At 68.4% G+C, this 24132-nt stretch carries 18 protein-coding genes; 10 read left to right on the top strand and 8 right to left on the bottom strand.

Annotated features, from left to right (window positions below):
• The first annotated feature begins 146 nt into the window (after positions 1-146).
• Both PVZ72_RS12695 and PVZ72_RS12690 read left to right on the top strand, forming a co-directional pair.
• Positions 147-1139, top strand: a complete 993-nt coding sequence (locus tag PVZ72_RS12695) for a helix-turn-helix transcriptional regulator (RefSeq protein WP_273862077.1) — start codon at positions 147-149, stop codon at positions 1137-1139.
• A gap of 106 nt (positions 1140-1245) precedes the next feature.
• Entirely contained in the window at positions 1246-2160 is a 915-nt protein-coding gene (locus tag PVZ72_RS12690) for a SphA family protein (protein WP_187981364.1), read from the top strand.
• A 9-nt stretch (positions 2161-2169) separates the two neighbouring features.
• Here the strand turns inward: PVZ72_RS12690 and PVZ72_RS12685 are convergent, their stop codons facing one another.
• A complete protein-coding gene (locus tag PVZ72_RS12685; protein ID WP_273862076.1) occupies positions 2170-5091 on the bottom strand; it encodes a PAS domain-containing hybrid sensor histidine kinase/response regulator in 2922 nt (973 codons plus the stop codon).
• Positions 5092-5485: 394 nt separating this feature from the next.
• Between PVZ72_RS12685 and PVZ72_RS12680 the strand changes: the two genes are divergently transcribed.
• The gene (locus PVZ72_RS12680) at positions 5486-6802 is read left to right on the top strand and encodes an APC family permease (protein ID WP_443218248.1); all 1317 of its coding nucleotides are present in this window, start codon (positions 5486-5488) and stop codon (positions 6800-6802) included.
• On the opposite strand, the gene PVZ72_RS12675 is transcribed toward PVZ72_RS12680, so the two are convergent.
• Entirely contained in the window at positions 6799-9885 is a 3087-nt protein-coding gene (locus tag PVZ72_RS12675) for a hybrid sensor histidine kinase/response regulator (RefSeq protein ID WP_273862075.1), read from the bottom strand. The two genes, PVZ72_RS12680 and PVZ72_RS12675, sit on opposite strands and share 4 nt — an antisense overlap.
• 225 nt (positions 9886-10110) lie before the next feature.
• On the opposite strand from PVZ72_RS12675, the gene PVZ72_RS24240 reads away from it, so the two are divergent.
• The 3 genes from PVZ72_RS24240 (at position 10111) to PVZ72_RS12665 (ending at position 12194) form a co-directional block, all read left to right on the top strand.
• Positions 10111-10344 carry a hypothetical protein gene (locus tag PVZ72_RS24240; RefSeq protein WP_443218247.1) on the top strand — a complete coding sequence of 78 codons (234 nt, stop codon included), beginning with the start codon at positions 10111-10113 and terminating at the stop codon, positions 10342-10344.
• Positions 10317-11729: a methyl-accepting chemotaxis protein gene (locus PVZ72_RS12670; protein WP_443218246.1), complete on the top strand. Its 1413-nt coding sequence runs from the start codon at positions 10317-10319 to the stop codon at positions 11727-11729. Before PVZ72_RS24240 ends, PVZ72_RS12670 begins: the two co-directional genes overlap by 28 nt.
• Before the next feature lie 156 nt (positions 11730-11885).
• Positions 11886-12194, top strand: a complete 309-nt coding sequence (locus PVZ72_RS12665; protein ID WP_273862074.1) for a hypothetical protein — start codon at positions 11886-11888, stop codon at positions 12192-12194.
• Here the strand turns inward: PVZ72_RS12665 and PVZ72_RS12660 are convergent.
• Entirely contained in the window at positions 12191-13111 is a 921-nt protein-coding gene (locus PVZ72_RS12660; protein ID WP_208691414.1) for a sensor domain-containing diguanylate cyclase, read from the bottom strand. The genes PVZ72_RS12665 and PVZ72_RS12660 overlap by 4 nt on opposite strands.
• A 268-nt stretch (positions 13112-13379) precedes the next feature.
• Here PVZ72_RS12660 and PVZ72_RS12655 point away from each other — a divergent pair, with 268 nt between their 5' ends.
• The 3 genes from PVZ72_RS12655 (at position 13380) to PVZ72_RS12645 (ending at position 16528) form a co-directional block, all read left to right on the top strand.
• Positions 13380-14852: an iron-containing redox enzyme family protein gene (locus PVZ72_RS12655; protein WP_273862073.1), complete on the top strand. Its 1473-nt coding sequence runs from the start codon at positions 13380-13382 to the stop codon at positions 14850-14852.
• A 61-nt stretch (positions 14853-14913) separates the two neighbouring features.
• Positions 14914-15885 carry a class I SAM-dependent methyltransferase gene (locus tag PVZ72_RS12650; protein ID WP_273862072.1) on the top strand — a complete coding sequence of 324 codons (972 nt, stop codon included), beginning with the start codon at positions 14914-14916 and terminating at the stop codon, positions 15883-15885.
• A gap of 64 nt (positions 15886-15949) precedes the next feature.
• Entirely contained in the window at positions 15950-16528 is a 579-nt protein-coding gene (locus PVZ72_RS12645) for a glutathione S-transferase N-terminal domain-containing protein (RefSeq protein WP_187979448.1), read from the top strand.
• Between the two features lie 46 nt (positions 16529-16574).
• On the opposite strand, the gene PVZ72_RS12640 is transcribed toward PVZ72_RS12645, so the two are convergent.
• Genes PVZ72_RS12640 through PVZ72_RS12620 form a run of 5 tightly spaced genes read right to left on the bottom strand, consistent with a single transcriptional unit; the run spans position 16575 to position 21843 of the window.
• The gene (locus PVZ72_RS12640; protein WP_187979447.1) at positions 16575-17639 is read right to left on the bottom strand and encodes a 2,3-butanediol dehydrogenase; all 1065 of its coding nucleotides are present in this window, start codon (positions 17637-17639) and stop codon (positions 16575-16577) included.
• Between the two features lie 12 nt (positions 17640-17651).
• Positions 17652-18773 carry an acetoin dehydrogenase dihydrolipoyllysine-residue acetyltransferase subunit gene (locus PVZ72_RS12635; protein WP_273862071.1) on the bottom strand — a complete coding sequence of 374 codons (1122 nt, stop codon included), beginning with the start codon at positions 18771-18773 and terminating at the stop codon, positions 17652-17654.
• Positions 18770-19789, bottom strand: a complete 1020-nt coding sequence (locus PVZ72_RS12630) for an alpha-ketoacid dehydrogenase subunit beta (RefSeq protein ID WP_273862070.1) — start codon at positions 19787-19789, stop codon at positions 18770-18772. Before PVZ72_RS12630 ends, PVZ72_RS12635 begins: the two co-directional genes overlap by 4 nt.
• Before the next feature lie 25 nt (positions 19790-19814).
• The gene (locus PVZ72_RS12625) at positions 19815-20792 is read right to left on the bottom strand and encodes a thiamine pyrophosphate-dependent dehydrogenase E1 component subunit alpha (RefSeq protein WP_133860739.1); all 978 of its coding nucleotides are present in this window, start codon (positions 20790-20792) and stop codon (positions 19815-19817) included.
• A 1-nt stretch (position 20793) separates the two neighbouring features.
• Entirely contained in the window at positions 20794-21843 is a 1050-nt protein-coding gene (locus tag PVZ72_RS12620; RefSeq protein ID WP_273862069.1) for an ATP-NAD kinase family protein, read from the bottom strand.
• Positions 21844-22208: 365 nt separating this feature from the next.
• Here PVZ72_RS12620 and PVZ72_RS12615 point away from each other — a divergent pair, with 365 nt between their 5' ends.
• Positions 22209-24092 carry a sigma-54-dependent Fis family transcriptional regulator gene (locus PVZ72_RS12615; RefSeq protein WP_273862068.1) on the top strand — a complete coding sequence of 628 codons (1884 nt, stop codon included), beginning with the start codon at positions 22209-22211 and terminating at the stop codon, positions 24090-24092.
• The last annotated feature ends 40 nt before the right edge of the window (positions 24093-24132 follow it).

Raw genomic sequence — 24132 nt, 5'->3', positions numbered from 1 at the left:
CCGTTGCGCGGACGCGCGGGTGAGGGCGGCCTATCCTGCATCTGAACGATAGGCGCGCCGCAGCGGTACGGTAGACTCGGACCCAAGCCAGGCCCCGTCAGGGGGCCGGCATCCTACCCAAAGACAATCAAAACAATGGGGGTAGCATGGATCAGTCAGCCGTCGTTTCCTGCAGCGTGCCCAGCGCGGTGGTCGCTCGCTTCAGCCAGGTCGTCCTGGCGCTGCAAGCCCGCCTGCGTGGCGGGGCCATCACCGAATTCCATGCCCAGGCCCTGGAGCAGCTGCAGTGCCTGGTCGCCTTCGACAAGGCCTGGTGGGGAAATTCCGCCTGGCGCGACGGCGCCCCCGTGGCGCACAGCACCTTCCTGCTGGGGCTGCCGCGCAGCTATACCCGGGAATGGGATGCCCTCAAGGCCGACGACCGCGCCCTGGGCGACCTGCATCAGGAGCAGGGCCGCTGTCAGCTGTTCGATTGCCGGGACCAGACGGCCGCGCCGGCCCTGGCCGCCCTGGGGCAGCGGTATGGCCTGGCCCATGGCCTGCGCATCGTGCTCACCGACGACCAGACCCGCCTGGGCGTGCACCTCACGCTGTTCCGCGAAGATCCCGCCACGCCTTTCACCGCGCTGGAATGCCAGCTGGTGGAATGGCTGATGCCCCACCTGCTGCATGCCGAGCGCGAGAGTTGCCTGCGCACCCTGGCGACCCTGAGAGACAGCCAGGGCAGCTTCGACGAAACGGCCCTGGCGGTGTGCGATCGCTATGGCGTGCTGCTGTCCATGGAGCCCGGCTTCGCCGCCCTGCTGGCGGGGGAATGGGAGGGCTGGCACGGCAATCGCCTGCCGCCCGCCTGTGATCCCCAGAGCACCTACCAGGGCCGCACCCTGCAGCTCGATGCCCAGCCGCTGGGCGATCTGCTGCTGCTCAAGGCGCGCCGGCGCAGTTCGGCGGAGCGCCTCAGCGCCCGTGAACTGGAAGTGGCCCAGTGCTTCGCCCTCGGCCAGACCTACAAGGAAGTCGCCCGCAACCTGGGCATGGCGCCGGCCACGGTCCGCCATCACCTGAGGCGCATCTACGAGAAGCTCGGCGTCAACCGCAAGGCGCAGATCGCGCAACAGGTCGCCGCCGCGCCGGACTGATCCTCCCCTGATCCCTATGCCAAGACCGGGCGCTCACGCACCCGGTGAGGCCTCGCTCGCCCGCTCGAATGCCCTGAGGAATCCCGCCATGCCGTCTTTGCCCGGAATGCTGACCCGCGCCGCCGTCCTGTCGCTCGCCGCACTGGCCGCCACCACCCATGCCACCGAAAAGGGCATGCCGACCACCGCGGCCGGGGTGCAGGACTTCGGCGCCGGCTTCATGCCGCCGTCGACGCCCGTCGGCACCTTCGGCATGCGCTTCAGCGACTACCAGGCACGGGTGATCAAGGACAGCCATGGCAAGGACGATGGCAACGATTTCAACATCAATGTCCTGGCCATCGGCCTGGCCTACCTGCGCATGACCGACCAGCAGCTGTTCGGTGCGCGCTACGGTTTCGGTGCGGTCTCGGTGTTCTTTCGCATGGACGCCGATCTCGGCATCAACGCCGGTGGGCAGCGGGTGTTCAGCGACAGCGCCGAGCTATTCCGTCCCGCCGACCTGCAGCTGATTCCGCTGATCCTCGCCTGGGAGCCGGCGCCCGGCGTCGGCATCAACACCCAGCTGTCGATCCAGGCGCCGACCGGCGACTACGACAAGAATCGGCTGGTCAGCCCCGGGACCAACCACTGGACGGTCTCGCCGATCCTCAACGCCAGCTACATCAGCCCGAGCGGACTGGAGCTGTCGTCCAGCTTCCAGGTCGACATCAATGCGCGCAACGCGGCCACCGACTATCGCAGCGGGGTGGAGTATCGCCACGAATTCGCCGTCGGCCAGCATTTCGGCCCCTGGACCGCGGGGCTGGGCGGCTACTACTACCGCCAGCTCAGCGACGACGACGCTCCCGGCCTGACCCGCGGCAACCGTGCCCGGACGCTGGCGCTGGGGCCGGCGCTCAGCTTCTTCGATCCCTCCTCGGGATTGCCGGCCATCTGGCTGCACGCCTACAAGGAATTCGAGACGCGCAACCGGGCCGAGGGCTATACCGTGGCGCTGAAAATCGGCGCCAGCTTCTAGGGCGGCATGCTAGACGCCTAGCATCTCGCGTACCCGGGCCGCCAGGGTGTCCATGGCAAAGGGCTTGGTGAGGATTTCCATGCCCGGGTCCAGATGCCCGTTGCCGATGGCGGCATTCTCGGCATAGCCGGTGATGAACAGCGTCTTCAGGCCCGGACGCGACTGGCGCCCCGCTTCAGCCATCTGCCGACCGTTCATGCCGCCGGGCAGGCCGACGTCGGTGATCAGCAGGTCGAGCGACACGTCCGATTGCAGGATCTTCAGGCCGGTGAGGCTGTCGGCCGCTTCGATCACCGCATAACCGAGGTCTTCGAGGATATCCACGACCAGCATCCGCACCGTCGGTTCGTCGTCGACGATGAGCACCGTTTCGCCCTGGGTGCTGCCGGCCACCTCCCGGCGCGCGGTCAGGCCTTCGTCGGTCGGCGCCTCGCCCAGGTAGCGCGGCAGATAGATGCACAGCGTGGTGCCCTGGTTGATCTCGGAGTAGAGCCGTACCTGGCCGCCGGACTGGCGCGCGAAGCCATAGATCATCGACAGGCCCAGACCGGTGCCCTGGCCGATGGGCTTGGTGGTGAAGAAGGGCTCGAACACCCGGGCCGCGACCTCCGGCGCGATGCCCACCCCGGTATCCGTCACGCACAGCGACAGGTACTGACCTTCCGGTAGATCCTGGGCGCGGGCGCTCTCGCGATCCATCCAGCGGTTGGCGGTCTCGATGGTGATGCGACCGCCCTCGGGCATGGCGTCGCGGGCATTGATGCACAGATTGAGCAGTGAATTCTCCAGCTGGCTGGGGTCCACCAGGGCCGGCCAGAGGCCCGCGGCGCCGACGGTCTCCACCTGGATGCCAGGACCCACGGTGCGCTGGATGAGTTCGGTGAGGCCATCGATCAGCTGGTTGACGTCCACCGGCCGCGGCGCCAGGGTCTGGCGCCGGGAAAAGGCCAGCAGCCGGTGGGTGAGGGCGGCGGCGCGCTTGGCCGCGCCCTGGGCGGCGATCAGATAGCGATCGAGTTCGCGCAACCGCCCCTGGGCGATGCGCGTCTCCATCAGTTCCAGGGCACCGGAGATACCCGCCAGCAGGTTGTTGAAATCGTGGGCGAGACCGCCGGTGAGCTGGCCGACCGCTTCCATCTTCTGCGACTGACGCAGCTTTTCCTCGGCCTGCATCAGTTCGGCCGAGCGTTCGGCCACCCGGATTTCCAGGGTCTCGTTGAGGGTACGCAAGGCGGCCAGCGCCTTGTCCCGTTCGGCTTCGATCGCCCGCCGCTCCTCGACGTCGATGAGCACCCCGGGAAAACGCAGCGGGGTGCCGTCGGCAGCGTGATCGACCCGGCCATTGGCCTCGATCCAGTAGTAGTTGCCGTCGGCGCGCCGTACCCGGTACTGGTGGGCGAAGGGACCGCTCTGGGCGATTACCCCGTCGATGGCGTGGGCGAGACCGCCCTTGTCGTCGGGATGGACGTTGGTCACCACCTGGGCCAGGCTCAGACCTTCGCGACCCAGGCGCGGATCGAGACCGAAGACCGTGGCGAAGGCTTCGTCCACGGTAAAGCGGTCGGTGGGCAGGTCCCAGTGCCAGGTGCCGATGATGGCGCCGGCGGACAACGCCAGCTGTACCCGCTCGATGTTTTCCCGCGCCAGGGCCTCGCTGATGCGCAGCCGTTCCTCGGCGTTGCGCCGCTCGGTCACGTCGCTGAAGAGGATGGCGATCTGGCGCTCGTCGGGATCGCCCACCCGTACGGCGCGGACATCGAACCAGCGTTCGAAGGTGTTGGCGTAGTTCTCGAAGGTCGCCGGCTCGCCGGTCTTGGCCACGTGGCCATAGGTATCGAACCAGAACTGCTCCAGGTTGGGGGCGAATTCGGTCACCCACTTGCCACGCAGGTTGACCCCGGCCTGGCGTTCGAAGGCCGGGTTGGCTTCCAGGAAGCGATAGTCGATGGGCTTGTCGTCGGCGTCGAACTTGACCTGGACGATGGCGAAGGCCGAACCGATGGTCTCGATGATGGCGCGAAAGCGTTCCTCGCTCTTGCGCAGGGCGGTCTCGGCCGTCTGCAGCTGGCTCATGTCCAGCAGGGCGCCGATCATCCGCAGCGGGCGACCGTAGCTGTCGCGGATCACCCGACCGCGGTCGAACACCAGCGCATAGGAGCCATCAGCGCGCTGGAAGCGGTATTCATCGGTCCAGACCAGGCCGTCGCCGTCGATCACCGCGTGGATGGAGGCCGCGATACGGGTGCGATCGTCCGGGTGGATCCGGTCCAGCCACCAGTCGCCGGTCGATTCGACCGCGGTGGGGGTGTGACCATAGGCCGTGTGCAGCGCCTCGTTCCAGAGCACCGCCCCGGAGGCGAAGTCCCAGTCCCAGATGGCATCGTTGGTGGCTTCGGCGACCAGGCGATAGCGTTCCTGGGTTTCCTTGAGCGCAAGGCCCGCCAGGTGTTCTTCGGTGCGGTCACGCAGGATCTTGACGAAGCCGAGGGGCTCGTCGTCGTCATCGTTCAGCGCCATCATCTCGCCGGACGCCCAGAAGCGCTGCCCGTCCTGGCGCAGGTGCCAGCGCTCGTCGATGGCGCTGCCGTCGCGCAGGGCCTTGGCCATCTCGTACTCGGCACGACGGTTGGCACGGTCCTCCGGGGTGAAGAAACGCGAGGCATCCTGGCCGATCATTTCCTGGGCGGTCCAGCCCATGACCTGCTCGGCACCGGGATTCCAGTCGGTAATGAGCCCCTCGGAGTCGCAGACCACGATGGCGAACTGGGTGGTGCTCTCCAGCACGGCGCGGCTGCGTGCCTTGCTGGGCCGGCGGATGGCGCCGGTCGGGGCCACGGCGCGGTCCTCGGTGGACCGCAGGGCGGCGCGCAAACGCAGGACTTCGGCTTCGAGTTCCTCGCGCGTCAGCGTTGCCAGGGGTGCCTCACTCATCTTGCAGGGGATCCTCGGGAAAAAGCGGTCTGAGCATCGTTCGACCACGAAAGCGGCAGAGTGTGGCGGCCTCGTGCGACGCAGGATAGGCCTTGCCGCTGATCGGCAGGCTGGGCGGATGGAACGGCCCGGCTACTGCCCGGATTGCGGCTGCGACCAAGCGAAGCGGCCAGGGCGTAGAGGTCGCCGGGATAGAGCAGGGCAGGGGAGGCGGCCGACGGCAGCGGCTGGCACGCGGCTGTTGGGTGGCGCTGAGGAAACGACCCCTTGCGCCAGGGGAGGAGCGATGGCACCTCGGAACCCGCTTGCCGTCGGCGACCTCTACGAAAGCAAGCGGCGGCCCTTGGGATCGCCAGAATCCTTCCCGAACGGACCGCGCAGGAGCACTTCGAGCATGACCATGGAATCCTCCCCTGCAACCGCGACGCTCAAACGCGCCATCACCCTGCCCATGCTGCTGTTCTTCATCCTCGGCGACGTCCTGGGTGCGGGGGTCTATGCCTTGGCGGGTACCATCGCCGGGCGGGTCGGCGGCGCCATCTGGGCGCCCTTGCTAGTTGCCTTGCTGTTCGCCCTGCTGACCGCGGCGTCCTATGCCGAGCTGGTCACCAAGTACCCCAGGGCGGGGGGCGCGGCGGTGTTCGCCGAGAGAGCCTTCGGGCGGCCCTGGCTGTCCTTCCTGGTGGGCTTCTCGATGCTGGCCGCCGGGGTTACCAGTGCCGCAGGGTTGGCGGTGGCCTTTGCCGGTGGCTATCTACAGGCACTGGTGCCCTGGCCCGCCAGTTGGGTCTGCCTGGCCTTCCTGGTGCTCATCGGCCTGCTCAACGCCCGGGGCATCAGGGAATCGCTGTCGGTCAATCTGGTGATGACCCTGATCGAGCTGTCAGGCCTGGTGATCGTCGTCGCGGCGGCGGCCTGGTTCGTCGTCCAGGGACAGGGCGAGCCGGCGCGGCTACTGGAAATGGATGCGCCCTCGGCCACCGTGGCCATCCTCGGTGCCTCGCTGCTGGCCTTCTATTCCTTCGTCGGCTTCGAGACCTCGGCCAATCTGGCGGAGGAAGTGCGTGACGTCAGCCGCGTCTATCCGCGAGCGCTGTTTGGCGCTCTGGTCATCGCCGGCATCGTTTACATGCTGGTGGGCGCCGGCGCCGCCCTGGTGCTGCCGGTCGACCAGCTCAAGGCGTCGGGCGCACCGCTGATGGACGTGCTCGGTGCCTCGGGCCTGGGGGTGCCGACCCGGGTGTTCGCCGTCATCGCCCTCATCGCCGTGGCCAACGGCGCACTGCTGACCATGATCATGGCCAGCCGCCTGGCCTATGGCATGGCCCGCCAGGGCCTGCTGCCGCCGGTGCTCGGCCGGGTGCTGCCACGGCGACAGACCCCCGGGATCGCCATCCTCGCCACCACCGCGGTGGCCATCGCCCTGACCTATACCAGTACCCTGGATGTGCTGGCCGAAACCGTGGTGCTACTGCTCCTGGTGGTGTTCATCAGCACCAACCTGGCGGTGCTGGTGCTCAAGCGCGACCGGGTCGAGCATGCGCATTTCCGCGTCCACTGGCTCTTTCCGGTACTGGCCCTGGGCTCCTGTGCGCTACTGCTGGCCCAGCAGGGCGCCGCGACCTGGTGGCGCGCCGGGCTGATGCTGCTGGTGGGCGTGGCGCTCTATGGGCTGACGCGGCTGGCCGGTTCGCACCGGGTCAACGCCTAGGCGCCCACCAGGGCGTAGAGGGTCCGCATGTCGGCTGGCTTGGTCAGGTGATGATCGAAGCCGGCCGCCAGGGCCTCGGCCTGGTCCTGGGGCTGGCCCCAGCCGGTCATCGCGATCAGCCTGACCGCCTGGCCGTCCGGGGTGGCGCGGATCGCCCGGGCCAGCTGGTGACCGGTCAGGCCCGGCATGCCGATGTCGGAGATGACGATTTCGGGGCCATAGCTCTGGAACAGGGTCAGGGCTTGCTGGCCATCGTAGGCGACCCGCACCTCGTGGCCATCCAGCTCAAGGAGTTCGGCGATGGTGTCGGCGATGTCGGGGTTGTCGTCGGCGACCAGGATCCGGCGGGTGGTGGGCGTTACCGAGGCGGCGGCCACGGCTTCCAGCGCGCTGGCGGGCGGCGCCGCGGTCAGCGGCAGGCTCACGGTGAAGCGGCTGCCCTGACCCAGGCCGGCGCTGGTCACGGTGATGTCGCCACCCTGCAGCCGCGCCAATTCGCGGGAAAGGGCCAGGCCGATGCCCAGCCCGGGCGAGCGTTCGGTAAGGCGCGGGTCGATCTGGCCGAACATCTGGAACAGGTTCGCCAGGCGCTCGGGGGCGATACCGATGCCGTTGTCGGCGATATCCACCCGCACCTCGCTGTCGCTCGCCTGCACGGCGAGGGTGATCCGTCCCCCTGCCGGGGTGTAACGGGCGGCGTTGCCCAGCAGGTTGATGAAGATCTGCTCCAGGCGCAGCGGATCGGCCTGCAGCCAGAGTGGCGCCTCGGGCACTTGCAGCGCGAAGGTCTGGCGCTTCTCCTGCATGGGCGCTAGGGTCGCCTCGGCGGCGGCCTGGATTACCGTCTGCAGGGTGACGAAGGCGTTATGCAGGGTGATGCGGCCAAAGGTGATGCGCGAGATGTCCAGCAGATCGTTGAGCAGGGCGCCCATGCGTTCCACCTGTCGCTCGATGGTCTGGCAACTGCGCTGCCGCTGTTCGGCCGAGGCCTGGGGCGCGGCGATCAGTGCCGCCGCCTGGCGAATGGGGGCCAGCGGATTGCGCAATTCATGGGCCAGCACGGCGAGGAATTCATCCTTTTGCCGATCGTTGTCGCGCAGCTGTTGCTCCTGGCGCTTGCGCTCACTGATATCGAGAAACCAGACCGCCACGTTGCCGTCGAAGGGCGTGGCGCTGATCTGCAGCCAGCAACTGGCGCCACTGGCATCGGCACCTTGCACTTCGACGGACCAGGCCGCCTTGCCGGCCCGGTGCTGCGCACAGAGCTGCAGGATCCGCGCACTGGCCCAGGGCAGGCGGGCGTTCGCAGCGTTGCCGTCGAGGCCCAGGGTGGTGGCGCCGATGGGGTTGAGATAGTCCCAGCCGAAGGCATCCGCAGCAGCGGGCACGGCGATGCCGAAGGAGACCTGGGAGCTTTCCAGGGCCACCCGCAGCCGGCGTTGCGAGCGCAGGGCGGCCTCCTGGATGCGGGCGCGGTCGATCACCAGCACCGCCTTGGAGGCGCACAGATCGGCCAGGTGCTGCTGGCGCGGCGTGGGCTCCCGGGCCTCCGGCAGGTGGACGGTGATGGCGCCGAGGGTGCCGTGCAGGGTACTGCGCAGGGGCACGGCATGCAGGGCGGCGTAGCCCATACGCTGGCCCAGGGTGGCCAGGGCGGCGAACTCGGGTGCGGTCGCCAGCGCCGGCACCACCACCCGGGCATCGCTGCGCAGCACGGCGGCACAGGCGCTTTCCGCCAGCGGCAGGGTGGCCAGCTGCGCCTGATCTGCGGCCGAGAAACCGGCCGCGAAATACAGCTGCGGCGGCTTGCCGTCTTCCAGCAGCGAGACGCAGCCCAGGGAGGTCTGGTGGAAGCGACAGAGCACCGCGAGGATCTCCTGCAATTGCTGCGGCAACGAGGGCAACTGCAGCAGGCGATGATTGAGCCGCTGCAGGACCTCCAGGTCGGCGACCTGCAGTTGCAGCTGCTCCTGGCTCAGCTGCAGGTTGCGCAGGTAGTCGTCGCGTTCCTCTTCGATCAGCCGGCGGGCGTCGGCAGCGGCCAGCAGGGCTTCGCCCACCTGGCGGATCTCCAGCACGTCGCTGTCCGGCAGCACCGGCGGCAGGCGCTGCCCCAGGGCCTGGGCGGCCGCCTGCAGCGCCTGCACCGGCCGGCTGATTCGCCGTGACAGCAGTAGCGCCATCGCCCAGGCGAAGGCCACCGACAACGCCAGGCCGCCGCCATAGAGGGCAAAGGAACGGGTAGCCGCGGCCGACACCTCCACGGTGGGGATGGCCGTGGTCACCGTCCAGCCAGAATCGGGCAGCCGCACGAAGGCGGTGTAGACCTGGCGGCCTTCCCGGGTACGGGCGGTACCGACGCCTTCTTCGCCGGGCTGGGCCAGGATCTCCGCCAGACCTGGCAGGGCCGGCTCGCCCAGGCTCTCCTCGTGCAGGCTGGTACGGGCGATGCGCAGGCCATGGCGATCGAATACCGAGCCCACCCAGTCCTTGGGCAGGGCGCGGGCCATGCGCGCCGCGCGGATGCTCTCCGGGGTCATCACCGCGGTCAGCACGAAATTCGGCCGACCTTCGCGCAGCACCGGGACCCGGATCGGAAAGGCCAGCAGCCCGGCGGCTCCGCGGCCCAGTTGCCCGATCACCGGCCGGCGCTGGGCGAGCACCTCGGCAAAGCTGTCCGGCTCGGCGAGGGGCCCGCTAGCGGGCCGGTTGACGCTCGATATCCGCCGGACGACCTGGCCCTCCGGCGTGGCGAGCAGCACCGTTCGCCAACCCGGTACCAGCGGCAGGATGCGCTCGACCAGGGTTTCGAAATCGCTCAGGTCACCCGTCTGTAACAGGGGCGACTCGGCCAGCGCCTGGAGGATGGTCACCGAGCGGCGCAGTTCGCTTTCGATGATGGTAGCCGCCTGGCGGCTGGACTCCAGCGCTCGCTGTTCGGCTTCGTGCTGCTGGTGGTGGACGAGCAGCCACAGCCCCAGCCCGGCCACCAGCGCCAGGGGCACGATTCCGGCGAAGGCGATGGCCAGCAGGCGATTGCGCAAGGGGACCAGACGCGCAGGGCGAAGCTTCGTCGGTGGCATGGGGAGTTCGATTGAGGAAAAGGCTCATTCTAGCCTGAGTTCGAGTGGCCATTGGCCAGGGTTGGGCGCCCGTCGTCGGCCCGCTGCCTATGGCTGCAGGCCGCGCCAGCTCTAGCCTGCGGCTTATCAGGGGATACCACTGATCGGCGATGGGTGGCTGTTCAGCCAGGGGGGTTGGCGCCGACCAGAAGGAGGTGAATACCCTTTCCTGCCTGGAGTCGCGCCATGCGTACCCTGAAATTGTCGGCCCGTTCGGCCGCGTGCTTTGCCACCGTTACCCTGCTGCTGCTGGTGTTGGTGGCTTCCTCGGCCGTGGGCCTGAATTCCCTGTACAAGGCTGAACAGGATGTCGAGACCAACTGGATGGCCAGCATCGCGCAAACGGCGAGGATGGATAGCCTGTGCTCAGGTTACGTCTGGAGACGCTGCGCATGGTGGCCTCGGAAGACGAGCAGATGAAGCAGACCGCGGCGGCGACCATCGCCCAGGCGCGCAGCAAGTTGCAGCAGGAGGTAGCGGCCTACCAGGCGCTGGTCGCTTCGCCCGAGGAACAGCGGTTGGCCGACGCCGTATCCGCCGGCGTCAAGGCCTACGATGCGCGCCTCGACGAGATCGTCACCCTCGCCCGGACGCGTCCGGCCAGCGAAGGGACCGCCTACGTCAATGCCAACATCCGGCCGCTGACCAACGACCTGCAAGAGAAGATCGTGGTCCTGACTGACTTCAACCAGCGCGGCGCCGAGCATGCCGGCGAACTGGCGACCCAGACCTACAGCCACAACCTCTGGCTGCTCGGGGTGATTGCCGCCGTGGCCATCGTGCTCACTGTGGTGCTGGCCGTGCTCTATACCCGCAGCATCCTGCAGCCGCTGCGCCAGGTGCTGGCCATCAACCGCCGTATTGCCGAAGGTGATCTGCGGGTCGCGGCCCAGGCCACCGGCCGCGACGAGATGGCCGACCTGATGCGCGCGACGCTGCAGATGCAGCAGACCCTGCGCGATACCGTCAGCCATATCGGCGAGGCCTCGACGCAGCTGGCGTCCGCCGCCGAAGAGATGAATGCCGTGACCGAAGAGGGCAGCCGTGGGCTGCAACGGCAGAACAGCGAAGTGGAGCAGGCGGCTACCGCGGTCAACGAGATGACCGCCGCGGTCGAGGAGGTGGCACGCAACGCCGCCTCGGCCTCGACGTCCGCGCAACAGTCGGAGCGCTCGACCGGTCTGGGCGCGGCCCGCGTCACCGAGACCGTCAACGCCATCCAGTTGCTGACCGGCACCGTGTCCCACACCAGCGAGCAGATCGTCGCCCTGGCCGGGCAGGCGCAAGGCATCGCCACCGTGGTCGACGTGATCCGCGGCATCGCCGAGCAGACCAACCTGCTGGCGCTGAACGCCGCCATCGAGGCCGCCCGCGCCGGGGAGCAGGGCCGCGGTTTCGCCGTCGTCGCTGACGAGGTGCGTGCCCTGGCCCACAGGACCCAGGAATCCACCCGCGAGATCGAGCAGATGATCGGCGGCATCCAGAGCGGTTCGGAAGGCGCTGTCCAGGCCATGCAACGCAGCCGCGACGAGGCCACCGCCACCCTGAAGATCGCCAACGAAGCGGGCGCGGCCCTGGAGGAGATCGCCCGCTCCATCACCGAGATCAACGAGCGCAATTTCCTCATCGCCACGGCCTCGGAAGAGCAGGCCCAGGTCGCCCGTTCGGTGGACCAGAATCTGGTCAGCATCCGCGACCTGTCGATCCAGACCTCGGCCGGTGCCCACCAGACCGCCGCCGCCGCCCATGAGGTCTCGCGCCTGGCGGTGGACATGAATCGCCTGGTCGGCCGTTTCTCGGTCTGATCCGACTGAACGGTGGTGAAAGGCCCTGCCGAGCGCTCCTTGGCAGGGCCTTTTAGTTTCTGGCGTGCGGGCAGGCATGCTGGGCCGGGACCAATGGACGGGAACCCGCCCGGGGGCTCAGGGGGGCTGCAGCCCACTACTCCAGGAGCGATGGCCATGTACCTCGTTCAGTTGCTGCTACCCCTGAACGACAATGGCGGCCAGCGCCTGTCCGGGGCGCTGTTCCAGGAGGTGCGCGAGGAACTGGTCGCGCGCTTCGGCGGGCTGACCGCCTTCAGCCGGGCACCGGTGGAGGGCCTGTGCCAGGACGAGGCGCGGCGCGCCAAGGACGGCGAACGGCTGGTCTGCGAGGTCATGACCGGGGCCCTGGATCGAGCCCGGTGGGACGGCTATCGGCACCGCCTGGAATCGGCCTTTCGTCAGCGCGAGATCATGATCCGCGCCCAGCCGACGGCGCGGCGCTAGCCGTCCGCCAGCACTACCCGGGCCCGCCCGGCGCGCTTGGCCTGGTACAGGGCGCCATCGGCGCGGCGGATCAGTTCGTGGACGTTGAGGCTGCCGGCGGCGCCGTGGGCGATGCCGATGGAGGAGGTGGTCGCCAGGCGGATGTCCTGCAGCGTCCAGGGCTCCTGCAGGGCCAGGCAGAGGCGCTCGGCCAGCGCCAGGGCGGTGGTCGCGGGGGTGTCGCGCAGGAAGACGATGAATTCGTCTCCGCCGATCCGCCCGAGCAGATCGTCCGCGCGCAGGCAGGCGCTGACCCGGGTGACGAAGGCCACCAGCAGCCGATCCCCCACCTCGTGGCCGAATTCGTCGTTGATCGCCTTGAACCTGTCCAGGTCGAGGTAGAACAGGGCGCACTCCGCCTGGGGAGAGGCGGCTGCCAGGTGACCGACGATCTGGTCGAGGATGCTGCGTCGATTGGGGATGCCGGTCAGGGCATCCAGGTAGGCCAGGGACTTGAAGCGTCTTTCGCTGTCCTGCAGGGCGGTCTCCGCCAGCTTGCGCTCGGTGACATTGCGACTGACGATGGTCAGCAGCTGGCGTCCGCCCTGGGCATCGAAGTGGGGCGTCTTGATCACTTCCCAGGTATTGATGCGTCCATCCGGCCCCATGAAGGACTTCTCGATCTGCGTGGCCACACCATTGCGCCAGGCGCGCTCGTCGGTCTCGATGTTGTAGGCGAAGGCCTGGGCATGATCCGGAAACAGCTCGATCAATTCGGCGTCGGTGATGCCCACGTAGTCGAAGCCGAGCATGGCGTAGGCTTCGAGCACGATGCGATTGACGAACAACCAGCGCCCGCGGCCATCCTTGGCGATGATGAATTCCTGGATCGAATCGAGGAGGGCGCGCAGATCGACATCGGAATCGGCGGGAGACATGGGCAGGGCCTGGCAGTCGCGTGGGTTTTCAGGCTATCGGCCCGCCAGCCTGGAAAATGAGGCCCTTCATCAGGTCACCCGTCGCCTGGCGCGGCCCGGCAGCAGGTGATGTGACGCGGAGCGGCTGCCGACGAATGGTAGCCGTCGCCAGGCACTGCCTTTGACGGCCGCAAGCGGGGCGGCGCCGCTGCAGCGCGGGCTCGCCCTGGAACCAAGGCCTTTTCCGTGGGCCGAACGAGGTATTCATCAGCTGCCAGATGTGCCCTTCATGCAGACCACGACAAGAGCCGTTACCGGCCAGTACGCCGCCTCGAACCCGCTCAACCTGCAACCGGCCCGATCGCTCTACCAGGAATTGCTGGTGGAGCACCCGGGCGTCAGGGCGCAGGAGAGGGCTCGACGCTTTCTCGACGACCAGCTGCAGGCGGTAGGCGGCATGACCGCCGACCTGCCGGAAGAACCCGAGGGCCTGGAAGCCTGGGTGCTGGAAAACAATGCCCGGGTCGGCGCCCAGTATCAGGACTACCTGGCGGCCCGCAAGGCTGGTGCGCCGCGCCGCTACTTCGGCAGCAAGGCCCATGCGCTGTACTTCCTGCGTGGCGTGGCGCCCACCAAGCTGGTGGATGGCGCCTGGCTCTATGGCACGCTCGCCCACTGGGACGATCTGCGCTATCGGGCGGCCATCCAGATCTATCTGGAAGAACTGGGCGACGGCCAACCGGACAAGAACCATGTGGTGCTCTATCGCAAGCTGCTGGCCAGTCATGGCTGCGAAGATTTTTCGCAGCTGAGCGACGAGCACTATGTCCAGGGCGCGATTCAGTTGGCCCTGGCCCATAACGCCGATCACTATCTGCCAGAGGTGCTCGGCTTCAACCTGGGTTACGAGCAGTTGCCGCTGCACCTGTTGATCACCTCTTACGAGCTCAACGAGCTGGGTATCGACCCCTATTACTTCACGCTGCATGTAACGGTCGACAATGCCGGCACCGGGCATGCGCGCAAGGCGCTGCAGGCGGTGCACGACGCCATGCCGGCCGAAGGCCGCGCGGCTTTCTACCAGCGCGTGGTGCAGGGCTATCTGCTCAATGAGCTGGGCGCCGGCACCACCTCGGTGATCGCGGGTTTCGATCTGGAGCAGGCGGTGATCGAGGTGCTGGCGGAGAAGAGCACGGTTGGCCGCTATGTGCATTCGGACTATTGCCGCATCGGTGGCCGCAGCGTCGGCGACTGGTTATGCGCTCCGTCGCAGATTCCCGACTTCCTCCGGGTGATGCAGGAGCAGGGCTGGATCAAGCGTCACGAGGACCCGGTCAACAGCCGCTTCTGGCGGCTGATCCAGGGCGAGCGCGCCGAGATGTTCGGCGTCTTCACCGCCTATGAACAGCAACTGATCCACGATTGGATCGCCGGTGACTTCGTGCACAGTGGGGCCCGGAATCAGGCTGCCGCCGAGCGGGTGGCGGTGTTGCCGCGGCGCGAGGTGAGCTTTCGCGCGCGCCAGCGTCAGCAGGAGCGCCTGTGTCCGGCGCTGGAAGCCGAGCAGGGCACGGCGGCCAATGCCAGCAAGGCCCAGGCGAGCGACTTCGATGGCGATGAGGTCGCACTGGAGCAACGGCTGGCGAGCCAGCCCAGTCGCGCGGCCGCCATGGCGCTGCTGGTGGAGCAGCTGTCACCGGCGCGCCATCACAGCCGTGCCGGACTGCTGGCGACGCGGCTGTTCGTCTCCCTGTTGGACTGAGCCTTATTCAAGGACCTGCGAGGGTCCTTTTTCATTTCGACTGTCATTGAAGGGCCCACCCATGACGGCCATGGAACACCCCGAACGCACCGCGACCAGCCCTGCCGCCGCCGCTGCCCTGAAACTGCTGATCGAAACGCTGCGCGCGGCGGACTATCACTTCATCACGCCCACCCCGGCCTCCCACGCGCGGGTCAATGCCCGGCCAGGCAACGCCTGGGCGCGGGATCTGCAAGGCATCTTCGGCTGGAGTCGGCCGTTTTCCCCCGAGCTGCTGCCCGGCTCTCTGGTCGACATACTGGCGGCCGCCGAGCTGCTGACCGCAGTGCCGAGTGGCTGGCGCAGCCGGGTGCGGGTGTCGAGCCTGGGCGACCAGTTGTTCGTGCATTCCGCCTATCCCACCGAGGACGCCGATGCGGTGTTCTTTGGCCCCGACACCTATCGCTATGCCAATGCCCTGGAAGCCCAGCTGCGCTTCGATACCGGTGCCATCCGCCGCGCCGTGGACATCGGCAGCGGTGCCGGTCCGGGTGCCATCCTGGTCGCCCTGGCGCGGCCCGATGCCGAGGTGCTGGCGGTGGACATCAACGAGCGCGCCCTGGCCCTGACCCGGACCAACGCCGAACTGGCCGGGGCCGAGAATGTCAGCGCGTGCTACAGCAACCTGCTGAACGATGTGGCGGGCGACTTCGATTTCATCCTGTCCAATCCGCCCTATCTGGTCGATCCCGGCGAGCGTGCCTATCGCCATGGTGGCGGTCCCCTCGGGGCCGGCCTGTCCCTGGCCATCCTGGACACGGCGCTGCAGCGCCTGGCGCCGGGCGGCACCCTGCTACTCTATACCGGCGTCGCCATGGTCGATGGCCGTGATCCATTCCTGGAAGAAGTCCGCACCCGCCTGGACGGCCAGGACGTGGCCTGGCGCTATCGCGAACTGGATCCGGATGTCTTCGGCGAAGAGTTGGAGGCAGGGGTCTACGCCCATACCGATCGTATCGCCGCCGTGGTCCTTACGGTAACCCGGTCGCACTGAAGGCGTACGCCAACGGCTACACTGGCGGGCGCTGCTATTACCCGCCCGTGTCCCGGAGTCCGCCATGCAACTGCTGCTGAACCAGACCTCGCCCTATGCCCGCGCCGCGCGCGTCACCGCTTTGGAAGCCGGCTTTGGCGAGCGACTGGCGCTGGTGTGGAGCGACCCCTGGAACGAGGACGCGCAGCTGTTGGCCGCCAATCCGGCCAACAAGGTGCCGGTGCTGATCACCGATGAGGGTGTGACCCTCGGCGAGACTCTGCTGATCTGCATCCATTTGCACCAGCTGGGCGGCGGCAACCCGCTTGCGGCCGAACGCCTGCAATTGGCCGGCCTGGGCCAGGGCCTGATCGACGCCGCCTTCGGCACGGTGATCGCCCGCAAGCAGGGCGGTGCGGCCCAGGATGAATCGGTGCTGGGCGCTCGCCGGCTGGCGGCCATCGGGCGCCTGCTGGCGCGCCTGGACCAGTCTTCCACCCTGGATGCAGAGGACCTTGATTTCAGCCACTACCTGGTAGCGGTCGGGCTCGACTACCTGAGCTTTCGGCTGCCGGAAATCGACGGGTCCGCGCACCTGCGGCTGGTGGCCTTTCACCAGCGGCTCCTGGCGCGTCCCAGCTTTGCCGCGACGAGCTTCCAGTAAGGCAAAAAGCCCACGCGGCGGCCCCCGCCAACCGCGTGGGCAAGCCCTAGAGCTCGATCAGGATCTTCAGCTGGGTCCCGGCCTTGTCCAGCAAGGCTTCGAAGCCCTGTTCCACCACGTCGTCCAGCGCGATGTGGCGGGTCACGACTTTCTCGGCCGGCAGTTGGCCGCTGGCGATCAGGGCCGCCACCTGAGGCCACATCAGGGTCGAGTAGCACCAGGAGCCGCGCAGGTCGACGTCCTTGTAGGTCAGGGTGAAGCCATCCAGCGCCGGGGGCTTGCCCTGCATCCCCACCTGGACCACCACGCCCTGGCGGCGGACCGCCTCCAGGCACAGCCCCAGCGGTGCCTCGGCGCCCACGCATTCGAAGGCCACATCCACCCCCACGCCCCCGGCGGTGCGGGCACGCACCTCGCGCAGCACATCGGTGCTGCCGGGATTCAGGGTGATGAGCCCCTCCACCAGGCGGTGGGCCATCTCCAGGCGGTTGTCGTTGAGGTCCACCAGGAAGATCCGCGTGGCACCCGCCGCGCGGGCAGCCATGACCTGCAGCTGGCCGATGGGCCCGGCACCGGCCACCAGCACGCTGTCGCCGGGCTTCACGCCGCCCCGGTGAGTGGCATAGACGGTCACCGCCGTGGGTTCGATCAGCGCCGCGTGCTCGGTGCTGAGATCGTCCGGCATGGGGATGGCGTTGTAGTCCTCCACCAGGGAGTACTCGGCCATCCCGCCCCAGGGATGGGACAGGCCGATGATGGCCAGCTGTTCGCTGAGCTGGTACTGGCCGCGGCGGCCATAGTAGTCGTCCCGTGGCGAGACCATGGGCTGGATGGAGACCCGGTCACCGGGTTTCACCGACGTCACCTCGCTGCCCACGGCCTCCACCACGCCGGAATACTCGTGGCCGAGGATCTGCGGCACCTTACCGCCGGTGTAGCTGTGCGGCGCGGTAGGAATGAAGATGGGACCGCCAAGGTACTCGTGCAGGTCGGTACCGCAGATGCCGCAGAACTGGTTTTTCACCAGGACCTGGGTAGGACCCGGCTCGCCGGGGGCTGGGACGTCTTCCACCCGGATGTCGCGGGCGGCATGGAAACGGGCTGCTTTCATCGTGAGGCTCCTCTAGCGTTCGCAGCGGGGCAGGAAGGCCTGGATCAGGACATTGACCCGGTCCGCGGCCTCCATCTGCACCATATGGCCCTGGCCTTCCAGGATCTCGACCTGGACGGTTCCGGGCAGGCCTTCGGCATGCTGGACCGGAATGATGGCGTCGGCCTTGCCCCAGATCACCAGGGCGGGCAGATCGCCGTCGAGTGCCTGGCGCAGCACCTGGGCCTGCTGGCCATTGGGGAAGAGCGTGCCGGCCAGTCGCTTCAGAGCCTGGTCCACGCCTTCCAGGCGCTTGTACTTGAGCAGGTCTTCCAGCAGTGGCCGGGTGACCAGCCCGGGATCGCTGAACAGCAGGCTGACCGGTCCCTTGAGCTGGTTGCGGCTGGTGGCGGCGACGAAGCCTTCCAGGTAGGCGCCATTGATGTCCCGGCCCAGTCCCGCACTGCCGATCAGGACCAGGCCGGCGACCCGCTGCGGCGCCGTCTGCGCCAGTTGCAGGGCCACGGCGCCACCCATGGAGTGGCCGACGAGCACGGCGCGGGGGATGTCCAGATGGTCGAGCAGAGCCAGCACGGCGGCGCCCAGCTCGGCGAGATCCGCCGTGGCGAGCGTCTTGCCGGACTGGCCGTGACCCGGCAGGTCCAGGGCGATCACCCGGCGCCCGGCGGCCAGCGCCTCGTGGTTGAACAGCCAGTTGTCCAGATCGCCGGAAAAGCCGTGGATCAGCACCAGCGGCAGGCCGCCTGCACCGCGCTCCAGATAGCGCAGCGGCCGGCCGTCGAGTTCGATGCGCTGGGCCTGGGGACCGGCATCGGCGGCGTCTTCGCCACCAGGCACGAACTCCTCCTGGAAGCGCGCGATCACCGCCTCGATCTCTTCGTCGCTGGCCTCGCCTTCCACCACGATGGCCAGCAGGGCGCCTACCGCAAGGGTCTCGTCCTCGCGGGCCAGGCAGCGGCGCAGGGTGCCGGAGAAGGGCGCCTCGACGCTGCTGCTGATCTTGTCGGTCTCGACATCGAGCAACTCGTCGCCCTTGGTGATGCTGTCGCCTTCGGTCTTGAGCCAGGCGTTGACCCGACCTTCGCTCATGGACAGGCCCCACTTGGGCATGGTCAGGGTATGGATCTGGCTCATGCGGCCTGCCTCCCTTGGGTGATCTTCAGTACGGCGCACTCGATCTTGGCCGCGTCGGGGATATAGAGGTCTTCCAGCGCATCGGAGAAGGGCACCGGGGTGTGCGGCGCCGTGACCAGCTGTACCGGGGCGCGCAGGTCGTCGAAGGCGTGCTCGGCAAGCAGGGCGGCGATGTCGGTGGCCACCGAGCAGCGCGGATTGGCCTCGTCGATGACCACCGCGCGGCCGGTCTTCTCGACGCTTTCCAGGATGCTGTCGCGATCCAGCGGGCTGGTGGTACGCAGGTCCAGCACCTCGCAGGAGACGCCCTGGCGCGCCAGGTTGCTGGCGGCCTCCATGGCCAGGTGCACCATGCGGCCGTAGGTGATGAGGCTGACGTCGTCGCCCTCACGCAGGAAGCTGGCCTCGCCGAAGGGGATGGCGTAGGACTCCTCTGGCACCTCGCCCTGCATCCCGTAGAGCAGCTTGTGCTCGCAGAAGATCACCGGGTCATTGTCGCGGATGGCCTGGATCAGCAGGCCCTTGGCATCATAGGGGGTGGCCGGGCAGACCACCTTGAGGCCGGGGATATGGGTCCACCAGGAAGTGAGCATCTGCGAATGCTGGGCGGCGGCGCGGAGGCCCGCGCCGACCATGGTCCGCAGCACCAGCGGGGTGACCGCCTTGCCGCCGAACATGTAGCGGAATTTGGCCGCCTGATTGAGGATCTGGTCCAGGCAGCAGCCGGCGAAGTCGACGAACATCAGTTCGCATACCGGCCGGGTGCCGCGGGCGGCGGCGCCCACCGCTGCGCCGACGTAGCCGAGCTCCGACAGCGGGGTGTCCAGCACCCGCCCGGGAAATTTGTGGTAGAGGCCCTTGGTGACCCCGAGCACGCCGCCCCAGGCGTCCTGCTCGCCAGGCGCGCCCGCACCGCCGGCGTTGTCTTCGCCTATGAGGAAGACGGTGGGGTCGCGGCGCATCTCCTGTTCCAGGGCTTCGTTGATGGCTTGCTGGTAGCTGATCTTTCTGGCCATGGTGGCGCTCCTTGTTGTTTTCCGATCAGGCGTAGGTGACGTAGACGTCGGTGAGCAGGTCTTCCGGGCCGGGCTTGGGATCGGCCTTGGCCTTGCGCACGGCGTCTTCGATGAGCTGTTCCACCTCCTGGTCGATGCTGTCGAGCAGGGCGGGCTGGAGTTGGCCGGAGCGCGTCACCCGCTCGCGGAATTGCATCAGGCAGTCGCGCTGCTCCCGGGCCTGCTTGACCTCGTTGGGATCGCGATAGGTCTGGGCGTCGCCCTCGAAGTGGCCGAAGTAGCGGGTGAACTTCACCTCGATCAGCGAGGGGCCTTCGCCGGCCCGGGCGCGGGCCACGGCGGCCGCGGCGGCTTCATGGACGGCGAAGAAGTCGAAGCCGTCCACCGTCACCCCGGGCATGCCGAAGCCGGCTGCGCGATCGGCGATGTGGTCGCAGGCCACCGACCAGTTCGAGGCGGTGGCCTCGGCGTAGCCGTTGTTCTCGGCGACGAAGATGCACGGCAGATTCCACACCGAGGCCAGATTCATGGCCTCGAACACCGCACCCTCGTTGGAGCCGCCGTCACCGAAGAAGGCCACGGCAACGGCGTCGCTGCCCTTGAGCTTGGCGGCCAGGGCGGCGCCGGCGGCCAGCGGGGCGCCGGCCCCGACGATGCCGTTGGCACCGAGCATGCCCTTTTCCAGGTCGGCGATGTGCATGGAGCCACCCTTGCCCTGGCAGACCCCGGTCTTCTTGCCGTAGATCTCGGCCATCATGCCGTAGACGTCCACGCCCTTGGCGATGCAATGGCCGTGGCCGCGGTGGGTGGAGGCGATGCTGTCCTCGTGGCCCAGGTGGGCCATGACACCGGCGGCCGAGGCCTCCTCGCCGGCATAGAGGTGGACGAAGCCGGGAATCTCGCCGGTGGCGAATTCCACGTGCAGCCGCTCTTCGAAGACGCGGATGGTGCGCATCACCCGGTAGGCATGGCTCAGGTTTTCGACGCTTACGGTCTCGCTCATCTTATTGTTCTCCAGGATTGCCGAGGGCCGACGCGGGCAGGCGGCGGACCAGCAGGCGCTGCTGCGCCGCCAGCTCCAGTACCCGCTCCACGTCGATGCTCAGGGGGCCGTCGAGGTCCAGCGTCACCTGCGGACGCTCCTCGGGGCCGAATTCGATTTCCCGCTCGCCGTCCAGCGCCAGGGTGCCGGTGGCCAGCGACAGCATCCGGGGTTCGCCGGGCAGCAGCAGGCCACTGGCGGCGATGCCGGCCTGGGCCAGCACGCCGGGGGCGAGGGGAACGGTCAGTTGCGCCGGGGCTTCCGGCTCCAGTCGCACCCAGCCGCCATGGGGAGCGCTGCGCGCGACGGGGTGCCAGAGACCGCAGAGGGCCGACAGGCCGATGGCCCAGGGCTCGGCGAAAGTGGTGAAGACTTCCGCGAGATCCTCCACCCGGGTCACCGCGCGGGCACCGAGATAGGTCTGGCGACAGACCGCCACGTCCACCAGCGCCCAGTCGCGGATGTCGCGTTCCGGCACTTCCACCCGCAGCCGCTTGTTGCGCCGCAGCGCCAGCGCCGGGTCGATGCGGCCGCTCGCCACCAGGCCACCGGCCAGGCCGGCGCTGGTGGCCTCGCGCAATTCGGGAAAGGCATTGTTGGTGCCGGTGGACAGGGTCAGCAGCGGCAGGTCGCCCACCTCGGCGGCCACCGCCTTGTGGGTGCCGTCGCCGCCGAGCACGGCGATCACCGCCGCGCCCTGGGCCAGCAACAGCCGCGCGGCGCGCCGGGTGTCGTCCACGGTCTGGGTCAGCGGCAGGTTGAGAAACCTAAGCTCAGGCCAGCGCTGCTCGCGGGCCTGGCGACTGCCGCTGGCCTTGAGCACGGCGGCCGCGATGCCGGTCATGTCCGGCGGCAGCAGCACCCGCTCTACGCCGGTGGCGCCAAAGGCCGCCAGCAGGCGCATCACCACCCCGGCCTTGTCGGTGCTGGAGGTCAGGGCGGCGTTGCCGGTCAGCCGGCGCAGGTCACGGCCCGAGGCCGGGTTGGGCAGGATGCCGACGGTTACGGGCATGGCTGAGCTCCGAGGCACGGGCCGGTGGTCAGGGCAGCCGTGCGGTGATGCCGGGGTGCGCTCATGGGTCTGGCCCTCTTGTCGTTGTGATAGGCGCCTCGCAGAGCCCTGAGCAAGGCCGGTGCCAAACCGTGATGAATCCGCTGCAGTGCAGGCAGGGCGCGGGTTTGAATGGAGGCGACTGGTCGTAGGAGGGGCGACTCCGCGCGCCGGGGCGTCTCACGCCTGCGACGGGAGGGCGAGACGCTGAGACGATTCGTCTCACGACGCGGCGGACTTGAAGGCCGGGGCCAGGGGGCGCTAAATGAAGGGCAGAACAATGACCGGCCTTCCATGCCATGACCGGAATTCAGGGAGAGACGTCAATGCTGTCTACCCAGGCCCGCTATCACGCCCGCGCCATCGACCAGGCCCTGCGCGCGCCCTTGCGCGCGGCCAGTCCGCCCGGGCGCATCCTCGATTCCTGGCGCCGTTCCTTCGAGCAATATCAGCTCGACCCGGGCTCTCTGCGGGGGCCGCGCATCCTTTCGCGCTACGAATTGCGCCAGCACCAGCAGGCGGCGGAAGACTTCCTGCGCGTCGCCGATGGCGAACTGGGCGCCCTGCATGCGCGGGTCGAGGCGGCCGACTACTGTGTGCTGCTGGCCGACGCCCAGGGCCATACCCTGGATTACCGGGTCAGCGACCGGCTCGATGAGGAATGCCGCCGCGTCGGGCTCTATCTGGGTACCTGCTGGTCCGAGCAGGAGGAGGGTACCTGCGGCGTGGCCGCGGTACTGACCGACCGGGCGCCGGTCACGGTGCACAAGGCCGATCACTTCCGCGTGGCCTTCACCGGACTGACCTGCACCGCGGCGCCGGTGTTCGCGCCGAGCGGCGAGGTGCTCGGCGTGCTGGACGTCTCGGCGCCGCGCTCGCCGGACGACCGGCGCAGCCAGCTGCTGATCCAGCAATTCACCCGCGACAGCGCCCGGCGCATCGAGAATGCCTACTTCATGCACAGCGCCCGGGGCGACTGGGTGCTCTGCGGCCATGCCCAGGCCAGTTATCTCGACACCCAGCCGGAATACCTGCTGGCCTGGGATTCGAATGGCCGCCTGACCGGTCTGAATCGTCCGGCCCGGCAACTCTGCCTCACTCAGCTGGGCTACCTGCCGCAGCGCCTTGACGAGCTATTCGGTCGCGATGCCCCAGCGCGGTTGCAGGAGGACGATCCTGAACCCCTGCGCCTGGGCGAGGCGCAGTTCCACGCGCGGGTCCGGGCGCCGCGGCCGCGCACGGGTGTGGTGATTCCCCTGGTGCGCGAAGCCCTGGAGACCGAAGACGAACAGGAGCCGCAGGTCAGCCAGGCGCTCGCGACCGCCCTGCGTCTTTATCGCCACGGCCTGCCGATCCTGGTGACCGGGGAGACCGGCACCGGCAAGGAGGTCTTTGCCCGCGGCCTGCACCAGGGCGGCGATCGTAGCGGGCGGCCCTTCATGGCCCTCAATTGCGCGGCGCTGCCGGAAAGCCTGATCGAGAGCGAATTGTTCGGTCATGCCGCGGGGGCCTTTACCGGCGCCCAGCGCCAGGGTCGCGACGGCCTGATCGTGGCGGCCGATGGCGGCACCCTGTTTCTCGACGAGATCGGCGACATGCCCCTGGCCCTGCAGACGCGCCTGCTGCGGGTGCTGGCCGAGGGTGAAGTGCTGCCGGTGGGCAGCGCCCAGGCGCGGCGGGTCGATGTACGGCTGGTCTGCGCCACCCACCGCGACCTCCAGGCGCGGGTCGCCGCCGGACTGTTTCGCGAAGACCTGTTCTATCGCCTCAATGGCGCCGTCTTCCAGCTGCCACCACTGCGCGAACGTGCCGACCGCCTGGCGCTGGCGCGGCGGCTGCTCGAAGAGGAAGGCGGCGAGCGTCCTGCGCCGGCGCTGACGCCCCAGGCGCAGGAGGCCATCCTGGCACATGACTGGCCGGGCAACGTGCGCGAGTTGCGCAACGCGCTGCGTTACGCCTGCGCCCTGTGCGACGGTGCCCGCATCACCCTCGATCACCTGCCGGCCAGCCTGCGCCCCGGACGCGCGTTGCTCACCGAACCTGAGCCCCAGGTCGACAGCCCGGAGCGACGGTCGATCCTGGCGGCCCTGGTGCGGCACCGCTGGAAGGCCATCCCCGCCGCCCGTGCCCTGGGTGTTTCCCGGGCCACCCTCTATCGGCGGCTCAAGCTGCACGGCATCGTCATGCCGCATCGCCAGACCGAAGACTGAGCTCTTCCGCCGAACGGTCGTGGGGCACGGCGGCTGCCCT

Source organism: Pseudomonas sp. LA5, from assembly GCF_028640825.1.
GTDB classification, from domain to species: domain Bacteria; phylum Pseudomonadota; class Gammaproteobacteria; order Pseudomonadales; family Pseudomonadaceae; genus Chryseomonas; species Chryseomonas aestiva.
The sequence above is the reverse complement of the archived record's forward strand: the minus strand, read 5'-3'. Positions and strand labels throughout refer to the sequence as shown.

Coding starts and splice junctions, on each gene's coding strand:
- PVZ72_RS12685 (WP_273862076.1), bottom strand. CDS start 5,091: ATGAGTGAGGCACCCCTGGCAACGCTGACGCGCGAGGAACTCGAAGCC.
- PVZ72_RS12635 (WP_273862071.1), bottom strand. CDS start 18,773: ATGAGCCAGATCCATACCCTGACCATGCCCAAGTGGGGCCTGTCCATG.
- PVZ72_RS12650 (WP_273862072.1), top strand. CDS start 14,914: ATGACGGCCATGGAACACCCCGAACGCACCGCGACCAGCCCTGCCGCC.
- PVZ72_RS12640 (WP_187979447.1), bottom strand. CDS start 17,639: ATGAAAGCAGCCCGTTTCCATGCCGCCCGCGACATCCGGGTGGAAGAC.
- PVZ72_RS12655 (WP_273862073.1), top strand. CDS start 13,380: ATGCAGACCACGACAAGAGCCGTTACCGGCCAGTACGCCGCCTCGAAC.
- PVZ72_RS12670 (WP_443218246.1), top strand. CDS start 10,317: ATGGTGGCCTCGGAAGACGAGCAGATGAAGCAGACCGCGGCGGCGACC.
- PVZ72_RS12665 (WP_273862074.1), top strand. CDS start 11,886: ATGTACCTCGTTCAGTTGCTGCTACCCCTGAACGACAATGGCGGCCAG.
- PVZ72_RS12680 (WP_443218248.1), top strand. CDS start 5,486: ATGACCATGGAATCCTCCCCTGCAACCGCGACGCTCAAACGCGCCATC.
- PVZ72_RS12630 (WP_273862070.1), bottom strand. CDS start 19,789: ATGGCCAGAAAGATCAGCTACCAGCAAGCCATCAACGAAGCCCTGGAA.
- PVZ72_RS12620 (WP_273862069.1), bottom strand. CDS start 21,843: ATGCCCGTAACCGTCGGCATCCTGCCCAACCCGGCCTCGGGCCGTGAC.
- PVZ72_RS12645 (WP_187979448.1), top strand. CDS start 15,950: ATGCAACTGCTGCTGAACCAGACCTCGCCCTATGCCCGCGCCGCGCGC.
- PVZ72_RS12690 (WP_187981364.1), top strand. CDS start 1,246: ATGCTGACCCGCGCCGCCGTCCTGTCGCTCGCCGCACTGGCCGCCACC.
- PVZ72_RS12615 (WP_273862068.1), top strand. CDS start 22,209: ATGCTGTCTACCCAGGCCCGCTATCACGCCCGCGCCATCGACCAGGCC.
- PVZ72_RS12660 (WP_208691414.1), bottom strand. CDS start 13,111: ATGTCTCCCGCCGATTCCGATGTCGATCTGCGCGCCCTCCTCGATTCG.
- PVZ72_RS12625 (WP_133860739.1), bottom strand. CDS start 20,792: ATGAGCGAGACCGTAAGCGTCGAAAACCTGAGCCATGCCTACCGGGTG.
- PVZ72_RS12695 (WP_273862077.1), top strand. CDS start 147: ATGGATCAGTCAGCCGTCGTTTCCTGCAGCGTGCCCAGCGCGGTGGTC.
- PVZ72_RS12675 (WP_273862075.1), bottom strand. CDS start 9,885: ATGCCACCGACGAAGCTTCGCCCTGCGCGTCTGGTCCCCTTGCGCAAT.
- PVZ72_RS24240 (WP_443218247.1), top strand. CDS start 10,111: ATGCGTACCCTGAAATTGTCGGCCCGTTCGGCCGCGTGCTTTGCCACC.